9 protein-coding genes are annotated in these 8,497 nt (G+C 67.6%); 2 read left to right on the forward strand and 7 right to left on the reverse strand.

What is annotated here, in order from left to right; translation table 11 throughout:
* Positions 1-70: 70 nt before the first annotated feature.
* Complete coding sequence (locus COA17_RS13030) at positions 71-481, forward strand: Hpt domain-containing protein (RefSeq protein ID WP_066491005.1); 411 nt, start codon at positions 71-73, stop codon at positions 479-481.
* Positions 482-710: 229 nt separating this feature from the next.
* On the opposite strand, the gene bfr is transcribed toward COA17_RS13030, so the two are convergent.
* From bfr to COA17_RS13065, 7 genes are all read right to left on the reverse strand, one after another.
* On the reverse strand, positions 711-1,208 hold the full coding sequence (bfr, locus tag COA17_RS13035) for a bacterioferritin (protein ID WP_066491008.1): 498 nt from the start codon (positions 1,206-1,208) through the stop codon (positions 711-713).
* 100 nt (positions 1,209-1,308) lie between these two features.
* Positions 1,309-1,479, reverse strand: a complete 171-nt coding sequence (locus COA17_RS13040; RefSeq protein WP_082741067.1) for a (2Fe-2S)-binding protein — start codon at positions 1,477-1,479, stop codon at positions 1,309-1,311.
* A 54-nt stretch (positions 1,480-1,533) separates the two neighbouring features.
* Positions 1,534-2,760 carry a DUF418 domain-containing protein gene (locus COA17_RS13045; RefSeq protein WP_096612975.1) on the reverse strand — a complete coding sequence of 409 codons (1,227 nt, stop codon included), beginning with the start codon at positions 2,758-2,760 and terminating at the stop codon, positions 1,534-1,536.
* Between the two features lie 117 nt (positions 2,761-2,877).
* Entirely contained in the window at positions 2,878-5,082 is a 2,205-nt protein-coding gene (purL, locus tag COA17_RS13050) for a phosphoribosylformylglycinamidine synthase subunit PurL (protein WP_096612977.1), read from the reverse strand.
* A gap of 138 nt (positions 5,083-5,220) precedes the next feature.
* Positions 5,221-6,657 carry a phospholipase D-like domain-containing protein gene (locus tag COA17_RS13055; protein WP_425442717.1) on the reverse strand — a complete coding sequence of 479 codons (1,437 nt, stop codon included), beginning with the start codon at positions 6,655-6,657 and terminating at the stop codon, positions 5,221-5,223.
* Positions 6,654-6,974: an ArsC/Spx/MgsR family protein gene (locus COA17_RS13060; protein WP_066491025.1), complete on the reverse strand. Its 321-nt coding sequence runs from the start codon at positions 6,972-6,974 to the stop codon at positions 6,654-6,656. The genes COA17_RS13055 and COA17_RS13060 overlap by 4 nt, the downstream gene beginning before the upstream one ends.
* An 11-nt stretch (positions 6,975-6,985) precedes the next feature.
* Positions 6,986-7,681 carry a hypothetical protein gene (locus COA17_RS13065; protein ID WP_096612979.1) on the reverse strand — a complete coding sequence of 232 codons (696 nt, stop codon included), beginning with the start codon at positions 7,679-7,681 and terminating at the stop codon, positions 6,986-6,988.
* 627 nt (positions 7,682-8,308) lie between these two features.
* On the opposite strand from COA17_RS13065, the gene COA17_RS13070 reads away from it, so the two are divergent.
* On the forward strand, positions 8,309-8,497 hold a 189-nt coding region (locus COA17_RS13070), incomplete at its 3' end, for a transposase (protein ID WP_176484888.1).

Below are 8,497 nucleotides of genomic sequence, written 5' to 3' on the forward strand. Positions count from 1 at the left end.
ACGCAACATTTACCACTCGCCGCTATCGTGACCGGTCGGCGGAGGGGAACCGCCGCGATGGAGGCGCAGCGTGTCGTTCGAAGGAGGTATTCTGGTCGACCGCCAGGCGCTGGCGAAGGCGCAGGCGGAGCTGGGCGCGGGCTTCGTGCGCATCCTGGGCTATTTCCGTGAAGACGGCATCAAGTCGCTGGGCGCGCTGGAAGATGCGGTGCGCAAGGACAATGCCGCCGCGATGGTCATCCCGGCGCATACGCTGAAGGGTGAGGCGCGCCAGTTTGGCGCCGATCCGCTGGCGACGCTGGCCGAGAAGATCGAGAATTTCGCGCGCCAGTGCGTCGAGCATCACGAATCGCCGCGCGATGCGATCGCGGATGTCGTCGCGTTGCGCCCGCTGTTCCTGCGCACGCTGACCGAGCTGGAGCGCCATGCCAGCCCGCTGGCGGTGCGCCGCCGCGCCGGGTTCGGCAACCGCCAGGGCTGACGCCGGGCGCACCGGTTATCCCGCACGCGGCGCGGATCGGCGCCGCCTCGACATTCGCCCGTTCGCTCCCTTCCTGACAGGATGGCGCGGCATGGAGGCACGATCCGTGGCCATCGCCCTTGCCGTCATCCCGGCGCAGGCCGGGATCTCCCGATGACAGCACGAGACAGGAGCGGCGGGAAGCCCCGGCCTTCGTCGGGGCGACGTTTCCGGTGAGGAGCAACGGGTCCTAGTGCGAACCCGACGGCTTGTCCTTCTCGCTGACCGCGTTGAGCTGGATGTAATTCTGCAGGCCCATCCGCTCGATCATCTCGAACTGGCGCTCCAGCGTGTCGACATGCTCTTCCTCGCTGGCCAGGATGCGCTGGAACAGGTCGCGGCTGACGAAGTCCTTCACGTCCTCGCAATAAGCGATTGCCGCCTTCAGCTGCGCGACCGCCTCGATCTCCATCGCCAGATCGGACTTGAGGACTTCCTCCACCGTTTCGCCGATGCGCAGCCGGCCGAGCAGCTGGAAATTGGGCAGCCCGTCCAGGAACAGGATGCGCTCCGCCAGCCAGTCGGCGTGCTTCATCTCGTCGATCGATTCGTGGCGCTCGTACTCGGCGAGCTTGTAGACGCCCCAATGGTCGAGCAGGCGGTAATGCAGCCAATATTGGTTGATCGCCGTCAGTTCGTTCTTCAGCGCTTCGTTGAGAAAATCGATGACCTTGGGGTCGCCCTTCATGCTTGCCTCCGATGTGGGAATGGCAAGCGGATAGCGCGAAACGCAGCCCGACGACAGCCGAAAAATGGCGGATTTCTGCGGTTCTTAGCGGTTGCGAATGTTACGCAGCCGCGCGTTCCTCAGCGATAATGGATCGCGCGAACGGAATGCACTGGCCGCATTTCGCCTGGCATCCGACCGTGCGATACGCTTGGCATGCGGTCGTTGCGCCGGATCGCGCCGCCTCACGCACCTGACATTCGCGAATTGCATTGCAAACGCAGACGACCATCGAAACTCCCTCCGCTCGGAGTGACAATATCGCTACTGCGATCTGCTCGCAAGTCTAATTGCGTCTCGTTCGCATCTGCCATGGCGCATCGGCGATGCTGCGCCACACCCGCTCCAGCGGCCCTTGTCCGAAATGATGCAGCCACCACGGCGACCACCACAGCATGAAAGCCCAGATCGGCGGCGCGAGCACATACAATTGCGCGCGCGACAGCGTGCCGAAACGGTGCGCGCCCGTGAACAGCAGCAGCATCGCCAGTGACGTGCCGATGTAATTGCTGAACGCCGCGCGCCCCACCGCGGCGATCCGCGCGCTCCACCGTCCGTCGCCGCGCACCGCCGCCAGCGCGAGCGCGGCATAGCCGACCGTCGTGACCGGGCGCAGCACCGGCCCCAGGACGATCGACGCGAGGAAGATGCGGCGATAACCGAACCCGCCCGCCATCGAATGCCACGCCAGCAGCGTATAGAGCGGCAATGTCGTACCCAGCGCGATCAGCGCGATCCGCCGATAGGTCGCGCGCGACCAGCCCCCGGTCAGGAACCCCGACCGGAACGCCGCCATCCCCAGCAGCATCGCGCTCAACGTCTGCAACCCGAACACGTACAGCCCGTCGAGCGGGGTTCCGGCATGTGCCAGCCGGAACCGCGTCGCGGTGACGAAGGAGGTGCGATAGGCGTCGACCTCCGCGATCAGCTCCGCCTGCGGCGGGACGCCGAACCCGCGCACCACCGCCGCGACCATCGATCCGGTGGCGGGCGAGGGCGTCGCCACCAGCATCGCCGCGACCGACGTAGCCAGCACGAGGTCGATCAGCAGCAGCACGCCGCTCACGAACAGCAGCAACCGGATGCGCGCCCGCGCGAACGCCAGCGCGACCGTGCCGACCAGCGCATAATGCGCCAATATGTCGCCCCACCAGATCAGGTAGAGGTGGACCAGCCCGATCGCGAACAGCGCCGCCATCCGTGCCAGATGCACCGCCGCCGGGGATCGGCCGCCGGCCGCGGCGCGATCCATCACCAGCAGCATCGACGCACCGAACAGCATCGAGAACAGCCCGCGCATCTTGCCTTCGACCAGCACGAAGGTGACGAACCACGCGATCCGGTCCGCCACCCCGGTGCCGCCCCACGCCAATGGCGAGAAATAGGCGGCGGCCGGCAGCGCGAAGGCGGGCAGGTTGGCGACCAGGATGCCCATCACCGCCAGCCCGCGGATGATATCGAGCTGCGCGATACGGGGGGCGGGGCGGGCGACCGGGTCGGTGGTGGCGGTCATCAATCGTCCCCCTGCTGCCGCGACCGGCCGCGGATCGCGCCCGTCGTCGTCGGCTGGCAGCGCGGCGAGATCATGTCCCGCCGGTGGCGGCGGTGCGGCGTCATCGCCGCACCGGCGTCACCCGTTCATCAGCGCCGGGAAAAACCCTTCGTGGGCGCGGCGCAGGTCGTCCAGCGCCACCGCGAAATCGCCGTCGCGCAGTTCGAAGATCACCCGCGTTCCGATCGTCCGGCCCAGCGGCTCGGCCTCGATCCCGGCGTCCAGCGCGGCCTGCAGGAAGTCGAGCAGCGCATGGTCGTGGACGGTGACGATATAGACGCCCTGGTCCTCCGCGAACAGTGCCGCGGCGGTGTCATAGGGGAGCGCGCGGTCGATCATCGCGCCGATGTTCCCCGCGAGCGCCATTTCCGCGATCGTCACCGCGATCCCGCCGTCGGACACGTCGTGGACCGCGCCGAGCGCGCCGGCGTCGATCTGCGTGCGGATGAAGTCGCCGGTGCGGCGCTCCATCTCCAGGTCGACGCGCGGCGGCGGGCCTTCCTCGCGCCCGTGCAGCTCGCGCAGCCACAGCGACTGGCCCAGATGACCGGTGCGCGTGCCGACCGCGACGATGATGTCGCCGGTCTGCTTGAACGCGATCGTCATGTTCTTCTGCCAGTCGGCCAGCAGCCCGATCGCGCCGATCGCCGGTGTGGGCAGGATCGCCGAGCCGCCACCGGTCGCCTTGCTCTCGTTATACAGGCTGACGTTGCCGGACACGATCGGGAAGTCGAGCGCGCGGCACGCCTCGCTCATCCCCTCCAGGCAGCCGACGATCTGCCCCATGATCTCGGGGCGCTGCGGGTTGGCGAAGTTCAGGCAGTTGGTCACCGCCAGCGGGCTGGCGCCCACCGCGGTCAGATTCCGCCACGCCTCGGCGATCGCCTGCTTGCCGCCCTCCACCGGGTCGGCGAAGCAATAGCGCGGGGTGCAATCGGTGGTAATCGCCATCGCCTTGTCCGTCCCGTGGACCCGCACCACCGCGGCATCGCCGCCGGGGCGCTGGACGGTGTCGGCGCCGACCATGTGGTCGTACTGTTCCCAGATCCAGCGGCGGCTCGCGATATCGGGCGATCCCATCAGCGCCAGCAGGTCGGCGGCCGGGTCGCGGCTTTCGGGCACGTCGACCAGCGCCTTGGGCGTGGGGGTGGGGACGTGCGGGCGGTCGTACAGCGGCGCGTCGTCGGCCAGCGGGGCGAGCGGGATGTCGCACACCGTCTCGCCGCGCCAGGTCAGCACCATGCGCCCGGTATCGGTGACCTTGCCGATCACCGCGAAATCCAGCTCCCATTTCTCGAAGATCGCCTTGGCGAAGTCCTCGCGTCCGGGCTTCAGCACCATCAGCATGCGCTCCTGCGATTCGGAGAGCATCATCTCATAGGGGGTCATGCCCTCCTCGCGCTGCGGCACGTCGTCCATGGTCAGTTCGATGCCGACGCCGCCCTTGCTGGCCATCTCGACCGAGGAGGAGGTGAGGCCTGCCGCGCCCATATCCTGGATCGCGACGATCGCGTCGGACGCCATCAGTTCCAGGCAGGCCTCGATCAGCAGCTTTTCGGTGAACGGGTCGCCGACCTGCACCGTCGGACGCTTGGCATCGGCATCCTCGCCAAAATCGGCCGACGCCATGGTCGCGCCATGGATGCCGTCACGCCCGGTCTTGCTGCCGACATAGACGATCGGGTTGCCGACGCCGCTGGCCGCCGAATAGAAGATCTTGTTCGTGTCCGCGATGCCGACCGTCATCGCATTGACCAGGATGTTGCCGTCGTATGCGGGGTGGAAGTTCACTTCGCCGCCGACGGTCGGTACGCCCACGCAATTGCCGTAGCCGCCGATGCCATGGACGACGCCGGCGATCAGGTGACGCATCTTCGGATGGTCGGGCCGGCCGAAGCGCAGCGCGTTCATGTTCGCGATCGGTCGCGCGCCCATCGTGAACACGTCGCGCAGGATGCCGCCCACGCCCGTCGCCGCACCCTGGTACGGCTCGATATACGACGGGTGGTTGTGGCTCTCCATCTTGAAGATCGCAGCCTGCCCGTCACCGATATCGACCACGCCGGCATTCTCGCCGGGGCCGCAGATCACCTGCGGGCCGGTGGTCGGCAGCTTCTTCAGGTGGATGCGGCTCGACTTGTAGCTGCAATGCTCCGACCACATGACCGAGAAGATGCCCAGTTCGACCAGGTTCGGCTCGCGCCCCAGCGCGTGGAGCACACGGTCATATTCCTCAGGCGACAGGCCGTGGTCGGCGACGATCTCGGGGGTGATGGCGGTCATGGCGCGCGCATAGCGGCATGGCGCGGGGGATGCCAGATGGAAGCTCCATCACCCCAGCGAATGCTCGGGTCTCGCGCGTCTGCCACCTGCCTTCCCTCGCGGGAAACCCCAGCCTTCGCTAGGGTGACGATCGCGCTTCTACTTCCGCCGCAACCGCCGCAACAGCCCCGGCCGCTTCGCGAACGCCTCGAACATCTCGTCCGGTCCCTCGGGGTCCAGCACCTCGTTGTCCGCCAGCCATTGCTCGACGTCGTTCAGTTCGGGCGGGTCGTAGGGGATCAGCGTCTTGCCCGTGCCGCGCAGCCGCTCGATCGTCGCGATCAGGCCGTCGGCGGCGATCCCCGCCGCCACGTCCGCGATCGGCGCATCGAGATGCTCGGCGATCAGGTCCGCCTGGATGCGCGCGATCGTCTCCGGCTCCTCGGCGATCGTCACGTCGCATTCGGTGTCCAGCCGCATCGAGCGATTGTTGAAATTGGACGATCCCACCCGGATCACGCGGTCGTCCACCACCAGCACCTTGGCATGGCAGTAGATCGCCTCGCCCCCCGCGGTCATCGGGTGGTACAGGCGGAAGCGGTCGCGATGGTCGCGCTTCTCGATCTCCGCTACCAGTCGCTGGCGCGCGGTGTCCATCGCCAGCGGCTCCAGCCAGCCTTGCGCGGTCACCGGGTTGACGACGACGATCTCGGGCGGGTCCGGCTCGGCCACCCGCCGCGCGATCGCCTCGGCGATGCGGCGCGACGCGAAATACTGGCTCTCGGCATAGATGCGCCGCCGCGCCCCCGCGATCAGCGCCAGGTACAGTTCCTCGATCTCCCGGATCGCGGGCAGCCCGCCATGTTCGGGCTGCGAGCGCGAGATCGCGACGTCCACATCGGTGAAGTCCGCTGCCAGGCTCTCGGGCCAGCACGCCCCGGCGCGCGGCGGCGGCGCCGGCACCGGGGCGCCGCCCGCAATCTCCCAGCGGGTGCGGCACAATTCGCCCAGCGCGACCGCGACAGGCCCCTCCAGCGCGGTGGTGACGTCATGCCACGGCTTGTACGCCCCGCCCGAGGGCGAGCGGCGGTGCGGGTCGTCGTCGCGATGCGCGCGCGTGTCCCACCGCTCGTCGGTCATGTCGATCCCGCCGCAGAACGCCAGATCGTCGTCGATCACCACGATCTTCTGATGATGCGACGCGGCGACCGGGTGATGCCCGTCGAGCAGCAGGTGGATCCGCTTCTGGAAGAACCGCCACTTGAACAGCGTCCACAGCGTCCGTCCGCGGAACAGCGTCTTCAGCGCGCCCTTGTCCCAGCGCAGGATATAGACCTGAAGCCCCGGCGTCCGCTTCACCAGCCAGCCGATGAAATTGCCGACGTCGGTCGGCGCCTCCGGGTGATCCTGCCCGAACGCCAGCGTGATTCGCGCGTCGAAATCCCATCCGACCAGCAGGATCTGGTGCTGCGCGTTCAGCATCGCCTCGCGCGCGCGGCGGAAATAGGCGTCGGCGTCGATCACCACGCTGGCACGGGTCGCGCGCGCCCGCCGCCAGAAGGCCGCGTCCGGCAGCGGGAAGGGGGGCAGCGTCACAGGAGGTCGCGCACCAGTTCGGGCGGGCGGGCCAGCCGCACGCCCCTGGCCGTTTCCACCAGCGGCCGCTCGATCGTCGCCGGATCGCGCGCCATCAGGTCCAGCGCGGCGGCATCGTCGGCGACCGCGGGCGCCTCCTTGCGCAGCGCGTCGCGCGGGGCGATGCCGGCGCGATCGTACAGCCGCGCCAGTTCGTCGCGGGTCGGCGGCGTCTTCAGATAGTCGACGATCGTGACGTCCGCGCCCGCCGCCTCCAGCAGCGCAAGCGCCTGACGCGACTTCGAACAGCGCGGGTTGTGCCAGATGGTCGCCTTCATGGCCGCTGTCCCTACAGCATGGACACCGCCGGTCCAGCCCGAACGCGCCGCACGCGCACGGTCCACCACGCCAGCGCGGCCAGCACGGCATAGGCGACCAGCGCGGTGACCGCGAACGACGGCGGCGCGGGATCGACCGGCGCGGCGGGCTGCGGCGTCGTCCAGTCGATCGCCTGCACCGCCAGCAGCACCGCGACCAGCAATGCGGGCGCGATCCGCCCCTGCCACCCGATCGCCCGCGTTCGCGTGACGTAGAAGGTGGCCGCCAGCGCGGTCAGCCCCAGTTCCAGCGGCATCTCGATCTGCGGACGGTTCCATAGCGCCAGTCCATAGCGGTGTCCGGCCCCCAGCAACGTCAGGTCGGGCGCATGGACCAGCCAGTCGAGCAGCCAGTGCGACGCCACCACCGCCGCGCCGATCCACGCCACCCGCCACGATTGCCGCCTGAGCCGCGCCACGACGGCCCAGCCCGCCGCGAACCCGAATGTCCCGATCAGGCTGTGGGTATAGCGCATGTCCCAGAAATCGCCCGCGTTCATCGCGGTATGCCCCGGCGTCAGTCGCATATGCTCGATGCCCGCCAGCACGAACAGGAAGAACGCTACGTCGACCAGCTGCGCCGCCACGAACACCGCCCCCAATCGCGGACGCGCCCGCCCCGGCAGCGCGGCGGCGACGAAGGCGGGGGCGTAATGGCCGATGAACATGGCCGCGATGCTAGCGCGGGAGCGGCGGGTTGGGGAGGGGGGCTGTATCGTGAAGGTCGGGGGCTTTCCCGAAAACGATGGTATTTTGGGAAAGTCGTGGTGGATGGCCGGATCGAGCGGCCCGCTGTAGCTTTCAGCGGTAAATGTCACGAAGTGACATCACTGATTGTCGCCTCCTGCGGCCTGCTCCTTTGGGGAAGCACTGATAAAGCCAGCTTTCCCGCTCGGTCCGGCACGTTGCGCTCTGAGGAAGGGCCTCATCATAGGCTTGGTGAGATCCGTCCAGCCTGAAGGATCGTGGTTTGTGCCAGCGCCAGTCCATCCATCGATTTATCGGCATCAGCACGTTCGTTCCTGCTTCACCTCGCTTTGCCGAACATGACGTAACCGAAAGGCGCGACAGCCAGGAAGCCGCGAACAGACCACGTCGCAATCTGCCGAACAGGCATTGGCCGGCAACAGGAAGGCCAATGATTTCGGTCGATGATATCCGCATAATATTTGAGGGTGAGGAAGGTAGCATAGTATAAATGCTGAACTGATCACCTGCCTGCTCGACGCGGGCGATCGGGACTGTCAGGAATTTTGTGCGGGAGGCCATAGGATGGAATGGAAGGGACCATCGATATGGCAATCGACAAGGACGTTTTGGACCAGCTTCTGGCTGGTCGTGACCCGCAGGAGCTGTTTGCAAAGGACGGTCTGCTCGACGAGCTGAAGAAGGCGTTGTCGGAGCGGATGCTGTCGGCTGAGCTCGACGATCATCTGGAAAGCGAAGGCGCCGCAGGCACCATCAACCGGCGCAACGGGTCATCG

The sequence above is a fragment of the Sphingomonas ginsenosidimutans genome (genome assembly GCF_002374835.1).
In the GTDB taxonomy this organism is placed as follows: Bacteria; Pseudomonadota; Alphaproteobacteria; order Sphingomonadales; family Sphingomonadaceae; genus Sphingomonas; species Sphingomonas ginsenosidimutans.